This window comes from Mesorhizobium sp. M1A.F.Ca.IN.022.06.1.1 (assembly GCF_003952605.1).
Classification (GTDB): Bacteria; Pseudomonadota; Alphaproteobacteria; order Rhizobiales; family Rhizobiaceae; genus Mesorhizobium.
Genome location: NZ_CP034455.1, coordinates 4,660,814 through 4,678,625 on the forward strand (window position 1 = coordinate 4,660,814; position 17,812 = coordinate 4,678,625).

The window sequence follows — 17,812 nt, forward strand, 5'->3', positions numbered from 1 at the left end:
GCTACATGTTCAGCCTGATCGCCACCGATCGTGCGTGGGCGTCGAGCCCTTCCGCCTTGGCGAGCGCGATGGCCGCCGGCGCCAGCGCCTTGAGCTGCTCCGGGCCGAGCTTCAGGATCGACGTGCGCTTGACGAAATCGAGCACGGACAAACCAGACGAGAAGCGCGCCGAGCGCGCGGTCGGCAGCACGTGGTTGGAGCCGCCGACATAATCGCCGATGACTTCCGGCGTGTGGCGGCCGAGGAAGACGGCGCCGGCATTGCGCATCCCGGCGAGGAAGTTCTCGGCGTCGTCGAAGGCGAGCTCGACATGCTCGGCCGCGATGCGGTCGACCAGCGGCAGCGAAGCCTCGATCGTCGGCACCAGGATCACGGCGCCGAAATCGCGCCAGCTCGCCGCCGCCGTCGCGGCGCGCGGCAGGCTCTTCAACTGGCGCTCGACCGCCTGCTCCACCGCCGTGCCGAATTCGGCATTGTCGGTGATGAGGATAGACTGCGCCGACGCGTCATGCTCGGCTTGCGCCAGCAGATCGGCGGCGATCCAGTCCGGATCGTTGTCCGCGTCTGCCACAACCAGCACTTCCGACGGCCCGGCAATCATGTCGATGCCGACGCTGCCGAACACCTGGCGCTTGGCTGCCGCGACATAAGCATTGCCCGGCCCGACGATCTTGGCGACCGGCCGGATCGTCTCGGTGCCGTAGGCGAGCGCGGCGACGGCTTGCGCGCCGCCGACGCGGTAGATCTCGGAGACGCCGGCAAGGTCGGCCGCAACCAGAACCAACGGATTGATGACACCGCCCGAGGCCGGCACCACGATCACGATGCGCTCGACTCCGGCGACCTTGGCCGGCACCGCGTTCATCAGCACCGAGCTCGGATAGCTCGCTGTGCCGCCGGGCACATAGAGCCCCACGGCATCGATCGCGGTCCAGCGCGAGCCGAGCTCGACGCCGGCGGCGTCCGTGTAGCGGTCGTCCTTCGGCTTCTGCCGCTCGTGATGGGAGCGGATGCGGTCGCGTGCGAATTCGAGCGCCTCGACTGTGGCTGGGTCGGCCGCGGCGTATGCCTTTTCGATGTCGGCCCTGGAGACGGCGATGCCGAGCCTGTTGAGATCGGCCTTGTCGAATTTCAGCGTGTAGTCGATGAGCGCCTTGTCGCCTGCGGCGCGCACGCGCGCGACGATGTCGCGCACCACCGCTTCGACGTCGGCCGACACTTCGCGCTTGGTGGTGAGGAATGCCGAAAAACGCAGCTCGAAATCGGCGTCGGTTTGGCTAAGCGTGATGGCCATCGTCGGTGCTCAGGTCCTGTGAACCGGGCGCGAGGTGGCTTCCCAGGAGCCGCCGACATCGGCGAGCCGCGCCTCGATGCACTCGACGTCGAGCATGATCGTGCCGCCTCCGGAAAAAACCAGCTCGATGATGCCGGCCGGCTTGCTGAATGCGACGAAGCTGACCGCCAAGAGCGACAGTACCTCCGCCGGCTTGTCGCGGGCGATACCGCTGGTCTTGGCGCCGAGCACGCGGTCGAAATGCAGCACGCTCTGCCGCCGTTCATTGTGCTGGCGCAAGAAGCCGGACCTCGCCTCCCAGACGAAGCGGTTCATGGTCAGCACGAAACGTTTGGCCGCCGGCAGGTATTCGAGGTCTGAGACCTTCATCACGGCGTCCTGGACGTGGGCCGAGATGATGCTCAGATCCTGGTCGTCGAGCGCGATGAGCTTGAGGGCCATGCGGAATGCGCACCTGAAGGTTGATTAGTCAATCTTCTGTTATGCGGTCTTTCCGCTCTGCGCAACCGAGGCGCTTTGTCAGCCCGAAATCCGCTCGATCACCGCGCCGCAGCCGGAAAGCTTCTCCTCCAGGCGCTCGAAACCGCGGTCGAGGTGGTAGACGCGGTTGACGGTGGTTTCGCCTTCGGCGGCAAGCCCTGCGATGACCAGCGACACCGAGGCGCGCAGGTCGGTCGCCATGACCGGCGCGCCTTTCAGCTTGGCGACGCCGTCGACGATCGCCGTCTGGCCCGACAGCGTGATGTGGGCGCCGAGGCGGGCAAGCTCCTGCACATGCATGAAGCGGTTCTCGAAGATCGTCTCGGTGATGCGCGACTTGCCCTTCGCCATCGTCATCAGGCCCATGAACTGCGCCTGCAGGTCGGTCGGGAAGGCGGGGAAGGGCGCGGTCGTCACATCCACCGGTGCGATGCCGGCGCCGTTGCGCTTGACGCGGATGCCGGCATTGGTCGGCGTGATCTCGGCGCCGGTCTCGGCAATGACGTCGAGCGCGCTCTGCAACAGGTCGGGGCGCGCGCCTTCCAGCACCACGTCGCCGCCGGTCATCGCCACCGCCATGGCATAGGTTCCGGTCTCGATGCGATCGGGAATGACGCGCACGCGCGCCCCCGACAGCGCCTCGACGCCCTCGATGGTGATGGTGGAGGTGCCGGCGCCGTGGATCTTGGCGCCCATGGCGATCAGGCATTCGGCGAGATTGACGATTTCCGGCTCGCGGGCGGCGTTTTCGAGTACCGTCTCGCCCTTGGCGAGTGAGGCCGCCATCACCAGCACATGGGTGGCGCCGACCGACACTTTCGGGAACACGTAGCGGTTGCCGTGGAGACGACCGTTCTTGGTTTTGGCGACGACATAGCCGTTGTCGACGTCGAGATCGGCGTCCAGCGCCTGCAGGCCTTCGAGGAAGAGGTCGACCGGGCGCGTGCCGATGGCGCAGCCGCCCGGCAGCGACACCTTGGCCTCACCCATGCGGGCAAGCAGCGGGCCGATAACCCAGAAGGAGGCGCGCATCTTGGACACCAGCTCGTAGGGCGCGGTGGTGTCGACGATGTTGCGGGCGGAGAAATTGATGGTGCGCGAATAGCCCTCCTGCTGCTTCTCGCGCCGGCCGTTGACGGAATAGTCGACGCCGTGATTGCCGAGGATGCGGATCAGTTGCTCGACATCGGCCAGATGCGGCACGTTTTCGAGCGTCAGCGTGTCGTCGGTGAGCAGCGAGGCGATCATCAGCGGCAGCGCCGCGTTCTTGGCGCCCGAAATCGGAATGCTTCCGGCAAGCTTATTGCCGCCGACAATTCTGATGCGATCCATGAAAGAACGTCCCCTCGGCCCGGACGGGCCGGTTTCAATCGGTTGAGTATATCCGGCTCTAGACTATCGGCCGGTGCGGTTCAAGAAATAGGATTTCCCCATCTGTGGACCGAGTGTGATCGGCCAGTGTGGCTGATTTCGGTTAGTCCTTGTGCATTTTTCCAGCAGTCGGCAATCCTTCCGGCCGATCATCAGGATTGCCATCCCGCCGCGAACGGGCCTGCGCCTTGCGCTTCTGCAGGTTGGCACGCAGCGCCTCGGCCAGCCGGTCCTTGCGCTCGCCATCGCGTTTTTTCGGCGGATTTGCCTTGTCGTTCATCGCCGGTCCTCGCCGGCGGATAGCCGGCTGTGGTTCAGGCATAGTTAACATTGTGGCGCCGCCATGTCATCGAAGCCTGCTCGCAAGCGGCTTCCACAGCCGCGGCATTCGACACATGCCGCGGGAAAACCGCGCAGCGATTTCGCACGAAGGCATGCGTCGTTTTAAGGTTTTCTTGGCCTTGCGCTTGCCGGTTCGTTATGGCAGAAGCGCCGCCATCGCAGGCTGCGGTAGCTCAGTGGTAGAGCACTCCCTTGGTAAGGGCGTAACCAAGATGGAAACGCGGCCCTTTTTCTAGCGAAATCAGATTGTTATCAGGCAGGCCGTTTTCGGCTGGTGTAAGGTCTCGTAACCACTTTGGTTGCTTTGTCACCAGCGTTCGCCGCCTTGCGCGGCTTCTTCTTCCCGAAGACCTTATCGATGACGCCCTTGCCCTCGCCGTGGGTGTAGTTTTCGAGGAGGAGCTTTTTCGTTTTCCAACGGCCCTTGTTTGCCGTGGTGGCGATGTCGACGCCGTTGCGCACGATCATCTCGGTGGCGAAGCTGTGACGGCCCGGTTGATGGGTGCCAAGATAGGGGATGCCGGCCTTTTCGCAGATGCGCTTGATGTCCTTGTAGACCGAACCGCGCTGGATATAGCCGAACAGGCGGGTGTTCGGCTTCTTAGCGGCACGGCCGTTGTGGCGTGGGCCTGAGCGCCTATTCTTCCAGGGTACGCGCACCTCCCATGCGGCCAAGCGTTCCCGCTTCCACTGGCGGAGTTCCTGGATCTCGTAGACCATCTCGACCGTTAGATCGGCCTCGCCGTCCTCGCCATTCTTCGTGTCGCGGAAAATGACCTTGCGGTTCACCAGGTCGACATCAGGCGAATCATCCTCAAGCGCGATCGCCTCCGAGACACGGGCGCCGGTCTGGTAGATGAATAGCATCAAGGCGCTGATTCGGGGGTCGTCGCTGTGCTCCCGGAATGTGTCGATGTAGGAACGGTCGACCGCGCGCTTGGACGGGGTGCTCGGCCGGCGGACGTCCTTGTCCGATTTCTTGAACCCTTTGATCACCACTTCTCGACATTTGCCGTCATCGGCACTGAGATTGATGACGGCCCGGGTGGGGATGATCACCTGCCGGTTCCATGTCGTGTAAGCAGCACCGGGGTACAGCACCTTGGCGGCGGCACGCACGCCCGATCCGGTCATGTCCGAGATCCTGGTGTCGGCGAAATGTTCGAGCAGCTTCTGGATGTAGCTCTCGCTCTTGCCGGCTTGCAGATAGGCCTCGACGGCTTGGGCGAAGGTGAAGAAGTCCTTTGGGTCGAGATCGATTTCCTGCTGGGCACGCAGCTCGCGATTCAGGCGGACCTTGTTCGCTTTGGCTTCGTCAGTTTCGCCAGTGCTCTCGTGTACGCGCTGCTCGCCTTGCCGGGTTGGGACCGTTCCGGTGAGCCACCAGAACCGGCCGCGCTTGTAGATCGTGAGCGGCATGACGCTTTACTCCACAAAAACAACTCATCGATCTGCCGCGGCGAGATCAGCACCTGCCTGTCGACACAGTAGCAGAGGCCCGTCTTGATCGCCTTCTCGCGCAACGACCTGGCGGACATGCGCAACCCTTTGTCGCGAAAACGCGACGACCAGTATTCCGGTGTCTGCGACATGGTCAGCACTTCGGGCGGCTGGTCATTCATGGCTCTTCCCGGTCGCGGCAGTCATCTCCTCGAAATCTTCTTCCTCGGGCGCGCGCTCGTGCGCATCGATGCGCGCCAGCTCGTCCCATTCCTCGCAGAGGTATTCGTATTCGGACTCGTCGCCGTCGAAGAACGGATGTCGCCCGAGATCGCGGTGCATGCGCCAACGGGTTTCGTCGGCGTAGCGACGGGTGTGGAAGGGCATCACCCAATCGGGCGGTGTCGGCTTCCAGGCGTCGTAGCTGGCCCAGGGGTCACCGTGCATCGGAACATCCTCGACCAGCCAGGTCTGCGAATTTCCCTTGAAGCCGAACAGGCTGTCGCCGGCCTCGATCACGGCGACAGCCCCGTCGTGCACCGCCGCGTGAAGATATGCTCTGGCACGACCTGGTAAGGTCCTTCGAACCACCACCGCCTCTGGCCACTGGAGAAGCCGAGGCGCAGGGATCGCCCTTCGCAAGTCGCTCAATGACGGCGGTGACTTTCATGGCGCGCCTACTGGAAGGCACGGCGCGCGGGCGTCTTGGTGCGGATCGGCGGCACCTTGGAATGCCGGCCGAGGCCAGAGGCCTTCGCCAGCCGCGACCGCGTGGCGGAATAGTTCGGCGCCACCATCGGGTAATCCGCCGGCAGACCCCACTTCGCGCGGTAAGCGGCGGGCGTAAGACCGTGGTCGGTCATCAAGTGCCGCTTGAGCGATTTGAACTTCAACCCGTCTTCCAGGCAGATGATGAAATCGGGATGGATCGACTTCTTGGGGTGGACGGCCGGCTCCTTCGGTGCGGTCGCGTTGACGACCGCCGGGCCGTCAAGCTTGCGCACAGCGGCGTTCACGCATGCGATCAGCTCCGGCAATTGCGCGGCTTGCACCGGGTTGTTTCCGACATAGGCCGAGACGATCGAGGCCGTTAACTCGATGTAGTTCTTGTCTTCCATGCTTACTCTCCGTGGTAGGGGTTGTGTCGTCGAGGTCAGATCGCCTCGGGTCGACCTGGTGACGGGCGCGCTTGCCCGATTGGCGCCGGCGTCTCGAGGAGATCGATTTCCATCATTGCTGGCAAACTGCTCATGCTGCTTCTCTTTGCTACCAAATCGGTGCTCAGTGTAACCATTTTGGTTACAATAATGTCAAGCAAAAAAGGCGGTCTAATTTTCCCTAGGTCTTGCTGCAGAAAGCACCTGTTTGATCGGCAATCATGACCTCGGTTCGCCAATGGCGGCGCAGCGTGTGTCCCAGCCGACGGAGCGCCTGCAAGACCTTTCGCTGCAGCCACGGCTTCTCCATCAAGTTCCCGGGAAAGCGAGGATCGCTGTGCACGGCGAGCGCCGGCACTTCGATCAAAGGGAACCCTTGGGATAGAAGCTCTGCGTTTGAACGCTCAGAGCCGGGATCATCTGATAGGATTTCAGACTACCGGCGATCCCGCAGGCGGGGTTGAACTTCACATGGTCGACCGCATCCGAGAATACCCTGGTCATCGCCAACAGGCGCTCGGCCGCAGTTTTCGATAGAATGTATCCGCCGGACCCAAAAGAGAAGCTCCGCAAGCGCGCCAGTTCGAAGCCGTCGCGCAGCGCAAGTACGGTGCGGTCCAGCCACACCCTTCCGACGACTGTCTCGACCTTGACCAGGTCCGCGTCGCGAGGAACCCAGCTGGCCTCCTCGACCAGGAACAGACCGGCCCGCTTGGATATCAACATGTCGTCTTCGAAAACGCAGCCGTAAGCGTCCGGACCCGACGCGATCCGCTCCCAGCATTTTCGATGGCTCAGGAAGCAGCCCACCTCTTCCGGCGTCATCGCGGCCACGCCAGCTATGGGCTTGTAGACGTCCGCAATCTCAGCGTCGCTAAGCAGGCGCCCGTCCACCGCCGGCACTCGTTCAAAGGCTGCTCCGATGGAGTTGAGACGATCAGCCATGCGCTGCATTCTGCCCGGGCTGCGGTCCAGGTTGATGATGTAAGATTTCATGGAGGTTGTTATTCGACACCAGTTGCGGGTCGATCCCTTACTTGAACCGCGCAACAAAGGCGGATCACGAATGCTTGAGCCTATTTGTGATCAGGTCGTGGCGCGCCGGCCCCTATGACGCGCAGGCCTGCTTCGGTGAGACGAACATAGGTCCAAGGGTACCCGTCGCTCCCTTTGAGGCTCGCCGGCCTGTAGGTCTCGACGAGGTTGCTATTGACGATCGCCGTGATCGCTCGGTTGGCGGTGGCTTCGAAATTGCTGAAACGGCCCTCCCGCTGGAGGATCGTCAGTATGCGCTCGGGGTGATCTGCTTTCGCGGGATATCGTCGAGACCGACCGACCAGCAGTCGATGAAGAACATCTCAGTTTCGCCCGGCGGCTAGGCTCATGGCTGTGCCTCCGGAGCGCGCTCGAGTCTCAGGTAGCCGAAGCCAGGCCCCGAAAGGATCTTGTGGCCAGCCGCACGCAATTGGCGCACGTAGCGATATACGGTGCGGGGTGCAGATGCCGACTCGCTCGGCCAGCATCTCGGCCGTGACGACGTCGGGACCGATCTCCGCCAGGAGCTGGTCTCTTTTTAACTCTTGGATGTCGCTCATAGTAGCGATCCTTGTTCGGCAATTGAGGATGGAAGTTCGATCGAGGAAGTCGCGGTGATCGGCATGGGTCGGTACCCACGGGCCATCTTCACTAAGTCTCCAAACGGGTTTTCGCGTTTGAATTCACCAATGCGGTTGAGATTGACCCACTGCGCCGCGTGGTAGCCGAACATGTAGAACTTGTAGCGGGCGAGGGCGTCCCATGCCTTTTGCTCCGCGGTCTCCATCGCCGCCAAGATCCGCTCAGACATCATTGGCTCTCGCGATGAGTTTCGTCTTGAGCTTCCCGCCCTTGGCTTTGGTCTCGATCGAGATCGGCACGCCCGGGCGCTGCTCGAAGATCGTGGCGAGCACCTTGCGAACCTGGTCGGCGCCGGGCGCATCGGTGGCGAGGATCATCAGCGCCGCGTCGGCGAGCGCCTGATTGATGTTGGCTGCAGTGGCAGCGACCGAGGGGGCGGCGCGCACCCTCGCCCGGCTACGCCGCCGGGCGAGGCGGAAATATTCCCGCTTTTGATCCTCGTTCAGGCTGGTGAAGCTTCCCGGCTTTGGCGCGTTCTTCGCCGCCAGCAGCTCATAGAGCTGCGTCAGCGCCTCGTCGGGGCTCTTTTGCTTTTGGACATGTCCAATTGGAGTTTCCATCAGGGCGCCGCCGCCAGCAAAATGCCTATCAGGATCAGCAGCGCGCCGATGAACCCGACTATCGCGCCGAAGACATATCCCTCGATCGGCACCCATCGACCGGTGAAATCGAGGTAGGCGCGCCGGCCGCAAGCGCTGAGCATGATGATGAAGCCGGCGGCCAGGAAGAACGTGCTCATCAGGTGCCCGCGATGTTGGTGTGCGTGGTGATGATGTTCGCGCCGCCGTCGGCGCGACCAGGATCCGAGTCGGCCGGCGCAAGCCGGAAATAATTGAGCGCGGCTTCGGAGACGGCGCACTCCGCCAGGTCCTCGACCGACCGGCCTTTCTCGGCGGAAATGGCCTTCATGCGAGCTGCGGTCATCTCGTCGACATACACGGAGATGATCGGCATCACTCGCCGCCTTCGCCTCTACGAGGCCGCGCCTTGGTGATCAGCACCACCTCGCCGTTCGGATAGATCAGCTCGACTTGCTCGTTGCGGCCGATGCCGTCGAAGATCGTCGTCAGCTGGGACGTCAGGGATTCGTTGGCGCGCTCCAGCAAATCCATCTTCGCCTGCGTCTGCGCCTGGGCGATGCGCAGTTGGAGGTCCGAAATCCTCGGGGGGTGCGCTACTTCGTTAGGCATGGGTAAGTCTCCTCGTTATGGTCAGGGGTAAAGGGTATGAAGCCGCAGCTCGCCTTGAAGCCGATGAAGGGGTGGTTCATGAGATCCCAGTCCACCTCCATGTGGCAGGCCCGGCATTCTTCCATGTGATCCATGCCGCAGCGGGTCGACCTGGTGGCCGCGCCCTTGCATGCCGCCTTGCGTGGATCATGCTCGCTCATGCTGCCTCCTCGTCGGGCGTCAGGTCGGCGTAGGGCGCGAAGCCCCGAAACTGGATGCCCGTGTGCAGCAGCTCGCCCCACTCACCCCCGCTGTCGCGATAGATGATGCGACGCTCGCCATAGGCGGCCAGGCATTGCTCGACGACGCGCTCGGCATCGTTGGTCACGCTCGGCAGGTCCGGCCGGCAGCGGTCCGCAATGAAGACCATCCCAGGCGTGACGGCGAGCTCGGCGTAGCTGGCGCGCCTCATCGAAAACCCCTGTGGAGCTTCGGGAAAGGCCGGCTCGGGATCTTCCGTTTCGGCTTACCCTTTCCGGTCCGTCCCTCGAGCCGCTTCGTCTTCGCGATCTCGCGTTGGTCGACCGGTGTTTTGACGCCATGCGTGGGCTTGTTCAGCGCCACGATGTAGTCGAGCGCGCACGATGGCGGGATGGTGTCATGCGCTTCTGGGTCCCAGCGCCGCCGCTGCAACGCCGGATCGTGATCGAAGTGAACACCGTCGAGCGGGTTGAGCCGCGCGCCGCTGGGCTCCTTGCCCCCTTGGCGCACGACGATCTCAAGCTTCTCGCGGACGCTGAGCGCGCGCGGCCGCCAGTTTTCGGGCGGACCGAGCACCTGGGCGCCGTGGTCGGGAAGGAATGCGATCCGGCCGGCCATGATCAGCCCGCGCTCGGCGGAGCGAGCGCAGCGAGCCTCCGCGCCTTGATCTTGTCGGCCAGCTGGCGACTGCTCTCGTCGTCGTGGAATTGATCCTCGACGTCGAACTCGGTCCAGATTTCCTCCACAGCCGCGGTCGACTTCGCACCTTGAAGGGCGATCTGGAAATCCTCGAAGAACTTGCCGTAGTCGAAGGCCGCTGGTTGCTCCTCCTCGGCGGCTTCTGCGCCGTCGTGCATGCCCTCGACATCCTTGTCGAACCCGTTCTCGGGGATAGGGTCGACGGCGTCGAGGCCGGGCACCGGTGGCGGCGATGGCGGGGTAAGCCTCGCCCTGGGTGCCGGCTCGTCGTCGTGGTGCTCGATCAGATCGCCGGCGATCTCGCGGGCCTCGAACTCGTCTCGCACGCCGCCAAGAACGTCGCCGAATAGCTCGCGCAGACAGAAACCAGCTGCGCGCCATTGCTTCATCCGCTTGGGATGGCGGAACCAGGAGGAATCGTTAGGCACGTCGTCCCACACATGCTGATTGTTTTTCCAGACCTTGCCGCGACGGGTCGGACGTTCGTCCCAGAGGCCGGCTTGCTTGGCATCCGCGACCGAATAGGCCTCGACCTTCATTTCCCCTGTGTCGGAGCGCACCGCCTTGCACCAGCCGATGGTGCGCTCGTCGACGGTGTTCATCTGGGCAACCACGTCCTTGTGCAGGCCGAGATTGAGGAGCGCCTCTTTCGTCGCATCGCGCAGATAGCCCAGCTCGACCGATTTCGCTCTGCCCGACTTTCGAACGACGTTGATCAGTCCGTCGCCGTAAAGCGCCGGCTTGCCGCCGATGACGGTAAAGCTGCGCAGCGCCACCATGGGCGGCAGGCCGAGCTCCGCGCCGGACATGATGACGATGGCCACGGCGCTGGTGCCCTTCTTGCCCCAACGCTTCCAGGCGTCGTCGCCGGCATCCTCGGCCGGTTCGCGACCGACAAGCGCCTGTGGCGCCAGACCGGCCTCGACGATCATGGTGGCGAGACGCCACGTTTCCTCGATCGACTGAGGGATTATGGCGCTGATCGCGCCGCCGACCATAAGGGCCGGTACCTGAGCCCGTTCGTTCATTTCCAATCCTCGGGGTTGAAGCTGTTGGCGCGCCAGGTCCGGCGCATCTCGTCCTGCTCGATGCACATGTCGTTCCACGCGAACCAGAAAGCGGCGGGGCCTTCGCGTAAGAGCCGACTGCAAGCAGCGCTGATCATCACGGGCAGCCAGAAAATGACGATGGCAACGCGGACCAAGCGCATAGCTATTTGTCCACGTCGTCGAAGAACGACCGGTTGCCGTTCTCGTCGAGCAGCGTTCCGTCGGGCGACCACTGGTGCCGGCCGTTAGGATGCTTGGCGGCGCGCTGCTCGTCGGTGCGCACGTCGATTGCGAGGATGGCTGTCTTGGCGGCGTCGGAATGATCCTTAATCTCGGCGACCGTGACGGACGTCTCGCGGCCGCGAACAGGCACCATGACGCGGGAGCCGACAGCCACGTCGAAGGCGCCGGCGAAATAGTCGTAGGTTTTGTCGCTCTCGCCGAATTTCACGGCGACGATCTTCTGGTCGGTCATGCTGCCCTCTTGTCTGGAACCCGCTCCATGCCGGCCGGCAGGGCGGCGTCTTTGTTGCGCGCGATGCGGCCTGCGATCTTCTCGATCGCCTCCCGGACCTCCGGCTCGTCTTTCAAGGCCACAACCAGCGCGTCGTAATCGGTGATGTTCGCGACCCAATAGGTGTGCAGGGACATCTTGGCGCCGGTCCTGCCAGCGAAGACCGGACGGGCTTGGGCCTCGCGTGCGGCTTCCGCTGCGCGCTGGGCCAACTGCCTTGCCTCAGCCTCGGCTTCGAGCCGCCGGGCCTCCTGGTCGCTCTCCTGTGCGAACGAAGATGCGAGGCCGGGTGAAGTGTCGGCTTCGCGCTGAGCCTTCTCCTCCTCGGCCGCGCGCGCGACGTCGGCCGCCCGCTGCTCAGCCGCCTCTGCCTCGCGCCGAATGCGATCTGCGTCCTCGCGAGCCTTGCGCTGGCGCTCCTGCTCCAGGCGGTCCAGTTCTTTCAGCCACGCCTCACCATGCCTTTTCAGCTTCTTGGCGAGGTCCTTGGCATCGGTCCGCAGATCGCGCCATTTGTCATCGACGGCGTTGCCGCCATCGAGCCAAGGACGCTTCTCGACGTTGAATTGTTCGTCCGCCTTGGTGGCGATTCCGGCGAGCCGCTTTGCCCAGACGCCCGCCTGATCGGCCTGCTCCTGGGTGCTGATCGGCTTTTTGAGGAAGCCCTCGACCGTCTCCTTCTCGGCGGCCAGCTCAAGGGTCAGGTCTTTGTGCAGATCGCCGGTTTTGGCCGGGAGGTTGTGTTCCTTCGAAACCGACGGAGGCTCATCTGGCCAAGGCTCGCCGGCCAGCACCGAATGATAGAGCGCTTCGGTGATCGGGTTGCGGCAAGCATAGTTCCAGACCCTATCGGCCTCCGCTTCCTTGCCGCCCTGCAGGCAGATGACATTGCCCGATGCGTCGCGCCAAATGGCAACAGGAACCAGGGGCGCATCCTTGAATGGACGGTTCCTGAAAAATCCTGACTCCGGGCTGTCGGCAGAAGGGGCAAGCAGGAGCAGCTGATCGTTGGTCAGCTCGCGATATCCGCCCGCCAGTTTCAAGGCCTGACGCCACCATGCATATTGGTCCGCCGTCATCCGTCTGTTTCCTTTTGTGTTACACGTGAAACCATTTTGGCAACGCAATGGGCGCGACGAAGCGGTCGCGGGGCGCAGTGCTGCTTAGATTGGGAGAACCCGGCCGAGCTGGTGCGGGCGAATGGTGCGGGGGTCACACCGGCCCGGCCGGGAACACGCAGATACTCAACACATGACCGCGAGGCATGATGGGAAAATACAACCAGGGGCAACTGGGCCATCGGTCTAGCGATCCTTCTGCGTGAATAGGATCGTAACCGATTTGGTACGTTTTGCAAGAGCTGTACCCAAATTGGTTACATCTCGCGCAAAAAAAATGCAGATCAGAGTGTGGAAATCCTCAGCCGGGCGCGTCCGATGACCTTCAAGTCCTTCGGCTGGACGGTTTCGTTGACCGCCGCGGGGTTGTCGTTGTGGACCTGGACGGCGCCTGCCGTCGTGGGCGAAAGGTAGCGCCACTGCACCGCGCCGGCGATCTCTAGGGCGAAGATGCCGGGTCGATTGGGGGTGTTGTCGTCCAGATCGATCACAAGCGCATCCCCTTTGGCAACAATGCCATTGGCCTGGTAGGCGTCGACCATCATGAACCGGAGGTTGTGGCCCGTTGAGTTCGGCAGCATCCGGGCCAGAAACTCAGGATCCAGCACGAGGCCTGGCGTTTGATTTTTGCCGCCGGCGATCTCGAACACCTGGTTGAATTTGCTGACGTCAATCGCCGCAAGCTCCGGAAACATAAGCTCTTCCGGCCTGACATTGAGGTGCGGCGCGATTCGCTCCGCCCACTTCAACGTGAGTTTCCGGCCGTTTGGGCCATCCTCTTCCTCGAGGCGGCCCATCTGGGGCCTTGTGGTGCCAACGCGACGCGCAAGCTCAGCCTTGGTGAGCCCGGCTTTCTCCCGGAAGTGCTTAATTCCATTCGCCATATCAATGCGGTAGCTCAAAACGATTTCCTGCGAAACGGTGCCAGAATGGTTACAAACCTTGACTTGTAACCAAATTGGTGACAAAACCCGCCCATGGAAAACCTGCATCAACTGACGAAGTGGCGTGAAGAACGCAATCTAAGCACTGCCGACGTGGGCCGGATGATCGACTGTACGCGGCTGACAGTCGATCGGTACGAGGCCGGCCGGATGCCCAGGCAACCATATCTCGACCGCATCGTCGTTATGACCGACGGTGAGGTGAACGCAAACCATTGGTTGGGCAGGGAGGCGGCAGATGTTGTTGCACAGTGCCGGACTTCGGCTTGACCCGAGATACGATCCACACGGTTCCTCGTTCCGTCCGAAATTGGTCGGCGCGTTCAACAACTTCCCAAGCCGCAACTCCAAGCGGTTTCCAGCAATCATCGTCATGGGCCATCGGCATTCCCCTTGCGGTTGTCGCGATGATGGCGGGGAAATTGTTGGATGTGTCCGACAAGGCATCCGAGAATCCCGATGGGTCGTCGTTCCTTCTCCTGTTTTTTGTGAGGAATCGATGCAGGATATTGCTGCAGAGCTACAACAGGTGGTGTTCAAAGCCGCCGGAACTATCAAACCAGGTATGGGCATCAAAGCTCAGATCAACGCTGCCTGTGACGCGCTGGGCTATCCGCGTGGCCACTGGCGGGTGAGGGATGCTTGGTACGGCACCGCTTCCAACTGGAACGGCAAAGCCATCTTCGACCTCCTCGGCCGCTACAACCGTTTGTGCCAAAAGGCAGGCTCCGATGTGGAGCCGGTTAACGAACCTGTAGCCGTCATCGCGAAAGCTTCGAACAGGGGCTGATTTTGACGGAGGTGTGATTTCCTCCGCCAATTACTTCCGCCTTAGGTCCGCACGGATGTTTCAGGTTGAAACATTCCCAGGAGGTTTAATAAAAATGAAGCAGACTGACGGCGGGCAGGCGGTAAACGGTGAAGTAAAGACAGTTATGGCCGGGTTTTGTCATACAGCAAGGAGCATTGGATCGGCTGCCGCCGAGCGAAGTGCAACTGTGCATCTGGTGGCTGCAGCGGCATATCTGGGAGAAAACGTCGGTCCTACCATGACTAAACAAATCCTGTCGGCGGTGTTGGCGTCGATTGGATAGGCAATGAACTACCGCATTGAACGGCAATACCATTTGTAGCTTGTAGGATTGCCGCTCCTCGCAGTTGAGAGAGCGACATGACGATAATTCGTAAGCATGGCCCGAGACCGGTCCGCGAGGATCGGGCCTTCGTGTATGTGATGACGGCTGAGCACGGCGGGGTCAAGATCGGGATGTCGACCGATCCCACCCGCCGCTGCAAGGCCGTAAATCGCAACAAGGCCATCAAAGCGGTGGTGGTGTTCCAGCGGCACTTCGCAGACCATCAGGACGCTGAGCGGCTCACCCACATTGCCCTGGCCAAATGGCACCTGTCTGGCGAGTGGTATAGTTGCCCGGTTGAAACCGCGGTCGCGGCAGTTGAGGCACTGCCAACATGAGCCATGCCGCCACAAATTGGGCCATAACCCAGCGCGGGCTCAAACCTGCCACGCGCATCGTCCTCTGGCATCTCTGCGACCGCCACAACCCCGACCTTGGCTGCTTCCCGTCCCAAGACAAGCTCGCCTATGACTGCGAGATGTCGCGCTCTGCGCTCAATGAGCATCTCAAGATCCTGGAGCTGACCGGCCTAATCCGCCGGGAGCAGCATATCAACCCCCGCACCAAACAGCAGGAGAACACGCGCTATCGGTTCGCGTTCGAGGCCGATTTCGTCACGGCAGAAGATGTGGTGGAGCCGAGTCCGGAATCTGGACACGGGGCCGAGTCCGGAAAAGAGGGCGAGCCGTGTCCGGAAAATGCCTATAGCCGAGTCCGGAATCCGGACACTAACCCTGTAAGGGAACCAGTAAGAGAACCTCCAGGGCGCGCTGACGCGCCGGGCGGAGGGATTTCGATATGCTGTGGTCCTCATGGCCAGAGAAGATGCGACCGGACAGCCGGGAAGCGGCTGCGAAGACGTTCGCAAGCCTTGAAGCTGACGGCAAGGCGCTGGCGGTTGCGACGGCGGGGACCTATCGAACAACCATGATCCTTCGGAAGGAAAAGCCCATGATGATCCCCTTCCTGAAAAAGCAGCTCTTCCTCGAGTTCCATGGCGCGCCACCCATCGACAAGGACGGGGATTTCGTGATCACCCCCGAGCGGCCCGAGTGGGGCGCATGGCTGGGCTCGATCCGCCGCCACTATGGTGAGCCGGGCGTGCAAAGCACGATTAAGTGTCGTCGCATCCTACGGAAAACACGTTGGCCGAGTGATCTTTCGCTTGCCAATCGTGTAACCAATTTGGCAATATCTGGAACCGTAACGGATACTGCTTCGGCGGCTCGGGCATGATGAAGATGAAGCGCCTTTTTCTCGATACGCCCGCCGAGCTGGAGAAGCGGATCGACCGCTTTATCGAGCACATGCGGCATGCCGAGGACATCTTCTTCACCAAGAACAGGCGGGGCCTGCCCACGCCGCGCCACCTGCTCTGGATACTGTTTGGCGACGCCGTCGACACGGCCCGAAACATGCCCGACTTCGAACGCCGCATGGTCTCCAAGGTCGGATCGGCTATGCCCTCGTCGCGAGAGACCGAGCATCAGGCCTATGTGCGCGAGCTGTCGCGCATGGCCGACGGGATGCCACAGTACGACAACACCGAAGTTCGCATCGTGGTTCACCAGTCGGCCGCCGATCGCATGGTCGACATCATGGACCTTCTCCGCTTCGTGCGGGCAGGGCGGCAAGGGCAAGACGCGCAGCGCTACAAGCGGACGTTCCTGGCGCATGCCGGCGGCCACGGCGTCGAGTTCTGCACCCGCGTCTGGGACCGGCACCGCGTCGAGGTCATGTCGAGGCAGGCGTTGCACGACGTCAAGAGCCGCGTCCTGGGCCAGATCCTTGTCGGCATCGAGAAGGAGTTTGGCCTCGTCCGCACCAACCGGAGCTTCCGGCGCAAGACCGTTCGGGAGATCGACCAACTTCGGAGGGAACGCAAGCGCGAGGAGAAACGTCGCCGGCGTGAGGAGCAGGAAAACAATGCCGGTTGACATCGCGATGCCGCGCAATCTGGTCGATCGGCGCAAGAACTCCGGCCATGCCGCGGTCTGCGCCGTCGGGTTCGAGGCCGACCCGGGCGTCTTCCGGCTTGCGACGGCCGAGAACATCGAAGCGCATCTCCCTCAGCTCCAGCCCGGCCGGTGGGAGAGGCTACATTTCGCGCATGTCGTCTGGACGCCGGGGCTCGCTGCGGCGCGCACCATAGTGCTTGGTGCCGAGCGGACTCTCGCCAACTGCCATCTCGGCCAGCACTGGTACCGGGCAAGTCTCGACGTGCTTCACGGCGTGATCCTGGCCGAGGCCGCATCCCTTCGGTCTCCTATCTGGTCGCAGTCCGAGATGATGCACATGCTCATAGGTCAAGCCCTTCGCGCTGCCGACCGTTTTGCGGCGGGGATCATCTGATGTTCCCGACAGCCGACCAGATTGCCCTTGCCATCGTAATGGCCTGCCGGCCGCACCGAGAGGATCCGTTTGCGGTGTGCGCCGGCGAACTCGGCGTGCGCGCGCGTCATCTCGCCATGGAAGCCTTGATCATCGCCTTCCCTGACGCCCGTCGAGTTGGGCTCGGCAAATGTCTGGCCTACGGCACGCCGCGCTCGGCGCAGGGGCAGGTGATCGGCGCCAAGAAAAGCAAGTGGTGGAGCGACGACCACGTCGACGAGGTCGTCGGCGCCATCGTCGCCGAACAATACGGCGAACAAGCGCAATGACCTCCTTCCTTTCCCGTTTCATCCGCCGTTTTCGCGGCCGCGCAATCCCGCGCGTGTCGTGTCGCGGCATCTACCTGAGGATCAACTGAAATGGACACTCTACAAACCGCCGGCACCGAGCCGCTGGATGTCGACGAAGACTTCTCGGAAGCCGTCTCCCAGGAACTGGCCCGAGATCCCTCCCAGCCGAAACCCTCGGTTCGCAACATGATCGCCACCACCGGTATGTCGCTGAAACGGCACATCGACCGGCTGCGCACCAAGGAGACCGAACTTGAAGCGACCAAGGCCGCCGCGACGGTCGAGTACGAGCGCGTCATCGCCCAGGCGAAGCTGGTGCGGGACAATTGCTACCAGGAGACCGACGCCGATCTCCACCAGATCAGGACGACACTCGAGGTGCTCGATCCGGCGCGGGCCAAGCTGTCTGAAATGGCATAAGCCATGGAGGCGGTTGTCCCCTTCGACGATTCCGGACTCGCTCATGTCATCGAGCGAGCT

Annotated in this window: 29 protein-coding genes; 8 read left to right on the forward strand and 21 right to left on the reverse strand. The window is 62.5% G+C overall.

Annotated elements, in window-relative coordinates:
- Position 1: 1 nt before the first annotated feature.
- The 21 genes from hisD to EJ078_RS22225 all read right to left on the reverse strand — a co-directional run bounded on the left by hisD (position 2) and on the right by EJ078_RS22225 (position 13,473).
- Positions 2-1,294: a histidinol dehydrogenase gene (gene hisD / locus EJ078_RS22120; RefSeq protein WP_127847652.1), complete on the reverse strand. Its 1,293-nt coding sequence runs from the start codon at positions 1,292-1,294 to the stop codon at positions 2-4.
- A gap of 9 nt (positions 1,295-1,303) precedes the next feature.
- Positions 1,304-1,735: a DUF2948 family protein gene (locus tag EJ078_RS22125; RefSeq protein ID WP_095782985.1), complete on the reverse strand. Its 432-nt coding sequence runs from the start codon at positions 1,733-1,735 to the stop codon at positions 1,304-1,306.
- Positions 1,736-1,813: 78 nt separating this feature from the next.
- Positions 1,814-3,106 (reverse strand): UDP-N-acetylglucosamine 1-carboxyvinyltransferase, encoded by a 1,293-nt coding sequence (gene murA / locus EJ078_RS22130; RefSeq protein ID WP_127214601.1) that lies wholly within the window; start codon positions 3,104-3,106, stop codon positions 1,814-1,816.
- 142 nt (positions 3,107-3,248) lie between these two features.
- Positions 3,249-3,425: a hypothetical protein gene (locus EJ078_RS22135; protein WP_095782987.1), complete on the reverse strand. Its 177-nt coding sequence runs from the start codon at positions 3,423-3,425 to the stop codon at positions 3,249-3,251.
- 314 nt (positions 3,426-3,739) lie between these two features.
- Entirely contained in the window at positions 3,740-4,906 is a 1,167-nt protein-coding gene (locus EJ078_RS22140) for a tyrosine-type recombinase/integrase (protein ID WP_127847653.1), read from the reverse strand.
- A 195-nt stretch (positions 4,907-5,101) separates the two neighbouring features.
- Positions 5,102-5,446: a hypothetical protein gene (locus tag EJ078_RS22145; RefSeq protein ID WP_127403429.1), complete on the reverse strand. Its 345-nt coding sequence runs from the start codon at positions 5,444-5,446 to the stop codon at positions 5,102-5,104.
- Between the two features lie 158 nt (positions 5,447-5,604).
- The gene (locus EJ078_RS22150) at positions 5,605-6,045 is read right to left on the reverse strand and encodes a MucR family transcriptional regulator (RefSeq protein ID WP_127334956.1); all 441 of its coding nucleotides are present in this window, start codon (positions 6,043-6,045) and stop codon (positions 5,605-5,607) included.
- Positions 6,046-6,447: 402 nt separating this feature from the next.
- On the reverse strand, positions 6,448-7,080 hold the full coding sequence (locus tag EJ078_RS22155) for a glycosyltransferase family 25 protein (protein WP_208720815.1): 633 nt from the start codon (positions 7,078-7,080) through the stop codon (positions 6,448-6,450).
- 595 nt (positions 7,081-7,675) lie between these two features.
- A complete protein-coding gene (locus EJ078_RS22165) occupies positions 7,676-7,933 on the reverse strand; it encodes a hypothetical protein (RefSeq protein WP_208720816.1) in 258 nt (85 codons plus the stop codon).
- Positions 7,923-8,321, reverse strand: a complete 399-nt coding sequence (locus EJ078_RS22170) for a hypothetical protein (protein ID WP_095825840.1) — start codon at positions 8,319-8,321, stop codon at positions 7,923-7,925. The genes EJ078_RS22165 and EJ078_RS22170 overlap by 11 nt, the downstream gene beginning before the upstream one ends.
- Positions 8,321-8,500, reverse strand: coding sequence for a hypothetical protein (locus EJ078_RS22175; RefSeq protein ID WP_127214613.1), 180 nt, complete (start codon positions 8,498-8,500; stop codon positions 8,321-8,323). The genes EJ078_RS22170 and EJ078_RS22175 overlap by 1 nt, the downstream gene beginning before the upstream one ends.
- A complete protein-coding gene (locus EJ078_RS22180; RefSeq protein ID WP_127214615.1) occupies positions 8,500-8,718 on the reverse strand; it encodes a hypothetical protein in 219 nt (72 codons plus the stop codon). Before EJ078_RS22180 ends, EJ078_RS22175 begins: the two co-directional genes overlap by 1 nt.
- The gene (locus EJ078_RS22185; RefSeq protein ID WP_127214617.1) at positions 8,715-8,951 is read right to left on the reverse strand and encodes a hypothetical protein; all 237 of its coding nucleotides are present in this window, start codon (positions 8,949-8,951) and stop codon (positions 8,715-8,717) included. Before EJ078_RS22185 ends, EJ078_RS22180 begins: the two co-directional genes overlap by 4 nt.
- On the reverse strand, positions 8,936-9,151 hold the full coding sequence (locus EJ078_RS22190; protein WP_127403425.1) for a hypothetical protein: 216 nt from the start codon (positions 9,149-9,151) through the stop codon (positions 8,936-8,938). The genes EJ078_RS22185 and EJ078_RS22190 overlap by 16 nt, the downstream gene beginning before the upstream one ends.
- Positions 9,148-9,402: a hypothetical protein gene (locus EJ078_RS22195; protein ID WP_095825844.1), complete on the reverse strand. Its 255-nt coding sequence runs from the start codon at positions 9,400-9,402 to the stop codon at positions 9,148-9,150. The genes EJ078_RS22190 and EJ078_RS22195 overlap by 4 nt, the downstream gene beginning before the upstream one ends.
- Entirely contained in the window at positions 9,399-9,809 is a 411-nt protein-coding gene (locus EJ078_RS22200; RefSeq protein WP_127403424.1) for a hypothetical protein, read from the reverse strand. The genes EJ078_RS22195 and EJ078_RS22200 overlap by 4 nt, the downstream gene beginning before the upstream one ends.
- A gap of 2 nt (positions 9,810-9,811) precedes the next feature.
- A complete protein-coding gene (locus EJ078_RS22205) occupies positions 9,812-10,918 on the reverse strand; it encodes a hypothetical protein (protein ID WP_127403423.1) in 1,107 nt (368 codons plus the stop codon).
- Positions 10,915-11,100, reverse strand: coding sequence for a hypothetical protein (locus tag EJ078_RS22210; RefSeq protein WP_208720817.1), 186 nt, complete (start codon positions 11,098-11,100; stop codon positions 10,915-10,917). Before EJ078_RS22210 ends, EJ078_RS22205 begins: the two co-directional genes overlap by 4 nt.
- Positions 11,101-11,102: 2 nt before the next feature.
- Positions 11,103-11,414 (reverse strand): hypothetical protein, encoded by a 312-nt coding sequence (locus EJ078_RS22215; protein ID WP_127334947.1) that lies wholly within the window; start codon positions 11,412-11,414, stop codon positions 11,103-11,105.
- Complete coding sequence (locus EJ078_RS22220) at positions 11,411-12,247, reverse strand: hypothetical protein (RefSeq protein ID WP_127403421.1); 837 nt, start codon at positions 12,245-12,247, stop codon at positions 11,411-11,413. Before EJ078_RS22220 ends, EJ078_RS22215 begins: the two co-directional genes overlap by 4 nt.
- Positions 12,248-12,855: 608 nt before the next feature.
- Positions 12,856-13,473 carry a helix-turn-helix domain-containing protein gene (locus EJ078_RS22225; RefSeq protein WP_164748194.1) on the reverse strand — a complete coding sequence of 206 codons (618 nt, stop codon included), beginning with the start codon at positions 13,471-13,473 and terminating at the stop codon, positions 12,856-12,858.
- Between the two features lie 280 nt (positions 13,474-13,753).
- On the opposite strand from EJ078_RS22225, the gene EJ078_RS22230 reads away from it, so the two are divergent.
- The 8 genes from EJ078_RS22230 to EJ078_RS22270 all read left to right on the forward strand — a co-directional run bounded on the left by EJ078_RS22230 (position 13,754) and on the right by EJ078_RS22270 (position 17,752).
- Positions 13,754-14,305 carry a hypothetical protein gene (locus EJ078_RS22230; RefSeq protein ID WP_127334944.1) on the forward strand — a complete coding sequence of 184 codons (552 nt, stop codon included), beginning with the start codon at positions 13,754-13,756 and terminating at the stop codon, positions 14,303-14,305.
- 94 nt (positions 14,306-14,399) lie between these two features.
- Positions 14,400-14,609 carry a hypothetical protein gene (locus EJ078_RS22235; protein ID WP_127334943.1) on the forward strand — a complete coding sequence of 70 codons (210 nt, stop codon included), beginning with the start codon at positions 14,400-14,402 and terminating at the stop codon, positions 14,607-14,609.
- A 77-nt stretch (positions 14,610-14,686) separates the two neighbouring features.
- Complete coding sequence (locus EJ078_RS22240) at positions 14,687-14,989, forward strand: GIY-YIG nuclease family protein (RefSeq protein ID WP_095825851.1); 303 nt, start codon at positions 14,687-14,689, stop codon at positions 14,987-14,989.
- 460 nt (positions 14,990-15,449) lie between these two features.
- Positions 15,450-15,887: a hypothetical protein gene (locus EJ078_RS22250; protein ID WP_245458890.1), complete on the forward strand. Its 438-nt coding sequence runs from the start codon at positions 15,450-15,452 to the stop codon at positions 15,885-15,887.
- The gene (locus EJ078_RS22255) at positions 15,884-16,588 is read left to right on the forward strand and encodes a hypothetical protein (protein WP_127403418.1); all 705 of its coding nucleotides are present in this window, start codon (positions 15,884-15,886) and stop codon (positions 16,586-16,588) included. The genes EJ078_RS22250 and EJ078_RS22255 overlap by 4 nt, the downstream gene beginning before the upstream one ends.
- Entirely contained in the window at positions 16,578-17,003 is a 426-nt protein-coding gene (locus tag EJ078_RS22260) for a hypothetical protein (RefSeq protein WP_127403417.1), read from the forward strand. The genes EJ078_RS22255 and EJ078_RS22260 overlap by 11 nt, the downstream gene beginning before the upstream one ends.
- Positions 17,003-17,311, forward strand: coding sequence for a hypothetical protein (locus EJ078_RS22265; protein ID WP_127334939.1), 309 nt, complete (start codon positions 17,003-17,005; stop codon positions 17,309-17,311). The genes EJ078_RS22260 and EJ078_RS22265 overlap by 1 nt, the downstream gene beginning before the upstream one ends.
- A gap of 90 nt (positions 17,312-17,401) precedes the next feature.
- On the forward strand, positions 17,402-17,752 hold the full coding sequence (locus EJ078_RS22270) for a hypothetical protein (RefSeq protein ID WP_095783013.1): 351 nt from the start codon (positions 17,402-17,404) through the stop codon (positions 17,750-17,752).
- Positions 17,753-17,812 lie beyond the last annotated feature (60 nt).

Coding starts and splice junctions, on each gene's coding strand:
- hisD (WP_127847652.1), bottom strand. CDS start 1,294: ATGGCCATCACGCTTAGCCAAACCGACGCCGATTTCGAGCTGCGTTTT.
- EJ078_RS22125 (WP_095782985.1), bottom strand. CDS start 1,735: ATGGCCCTCAAGCTCATCGCGCTCGACGACCAGGATCTGAGCATCATC.
- murA (WP_127214601.1), bottom strand. CDS start 3,106: ATGGATCGCATCAGAATTGTCGGCGGCAATAAGCTTGCCGGAAGCATT.
- EJ078_RS22135 (WP_095782987.1), bottom strand. CDS start 3,425: ATGAACGACAAGGCAAATCCGCCGAAAAAACGCGATGGCGAGCGCAAG.
- EJ078_RS22140 (WP_127847653.1), bottom strand. CDS start 4,906: ATGCCGCTCACGATCTACAAGCGCGGCCGGTTCTGGTGGCTCACCGGA.
- EJ078_RS22150 (WP_127334956.1), bottom strand. CDS start 6,045: ATGGAAGACAAGAACTACATCGAGTTAACGGCCTCGATCGTCTCGGCC.
- EJ078_RS22155 (WP_208720815.1), bottom strand. CDS start 7,080: ATGAAATCTTACATCATCAACCTGGACCGCAGCCCGGGCAGAATGCAG.
- EJ078_RS22165 (WP_208720816.1), bottom strand. CDS start 7,933: ATGATGTCTGAGCGGATCTTGGCGGCGATGGAGACCGCGGAGCAAAAG.
- EJ078_RS22170 (WP_095825840.1), bottom strand. CDS start 8,321: ATGGAAACTCCAATTGGACATGTCCAAAAGCAAAAGAGCCCCGACGAG.
- EJ078_RS22175 (WP_127214613.1), bottom strand. CDS start 8,500: ATGAGCACGTTCTTCCTGGCCGCCGGCTTCATCATCATGCTCAGCGCT.
- EJ078_RS22185 (WP_127214617.1), bottom strand. CDS start 8,951: ATGCCTAACGAAGTAGCGCACCCCCCGAGGATTTCGGACCTCCAACTG.
- EJ078_RS22190 (WP_127403425.1), bottom strand. CDS start 9,151: ATGAGCGAGCATGATCCACGCAAGGCGGCATGCAAGGGCGCGGCCACC.
- EJ078_RS22195 (WP_095825844.1), bottom strand. CDS start 9,402: ATGAGGCGCGCCAGCTACGCCGAGCTCGCCGTCACGCCTGGGATGGTC.
- EJ078_RS22200 (WP_127403424.1), bottom strand. CDS start 9,809: ATGGCCGGCCGGATCGCATTCCTTCCCGACCACGGCGCCCAGGTGCTC.
- EJ078_RS22205 (WP_127403423.1), bottom strand. CDS start 10,918: ATGAACGAACGGGCTCAGGTACCGGCCCTTATGGTCGGCGGCGCGATC.
- EJ078_RS22210 (WP_208720817.1), bottom strand. CDS start 11,100: ATGCGCTTGGTCCGCGTTGCCATCGTCATTTTCTGGCTGCCCGTGATG.
- EJ078_RS22215 (WP_127334947.1), bottom strand. CDS start 11,414: ATGACCGACCAGAAGATCGTCGCCGTGAAATTCGGCGAGAGCGACAAA.
- EJ078_RS22230 (WP_127334944.1), top strand. CDS start 13,754: ATGTTGTTGCACAGTGCCGGACTTCGGCTTGACCCGAGATACGATCCA.
- EJ078_RS22235 (WP_127334943.1), top strand. CDS start 14,400: ATGAAGCAGACTGACGGCGGGCAGGCGGTAAACGGTGAAGTAAAGACA.
- EJ078_RS22240 (WP_095825851.1), top strand. CDS start 14,687: ATGACGATAATTCGTAAGCATGGCCCGAGACCGGTCCGCGAGGATCGG.
- EJ078_RS22250 (WP_245458890.1), top strand. CDS start 15,450: ATGCTGTGGTCCTCATGGCCAGAGAAGATGCGACCGGACAGCCGGGAA.
- EJ078_RS22255 (WP_127403418.1), top strand. CDS start 15,884: ATGATGAAGATGAAGCGCCTTTTTCTCGATACGCCCGCCGAGCTGGAG.
- EJ078_RS22260 (WP_127403417.1), top strand. CDS start 16,578: ATGCCGGTTGACATCGCGATGCCGCGCAATCTGGTCGATCGGCGCAAG.
- EJ078_RS22265 (WP_127334939.1), top strand. CDS start 17,003: ATGTTCCCGACAGCCGACCAGATTGCCCTTGCCATCGTAATGGCCTGC.
- EJ078_RS22270 (WP_095783013.1), top strand. CDS start 17,402: ATGGACACTCTACAAACCGCCGGCACCGAGCCGCTGGATGTCGACGAA.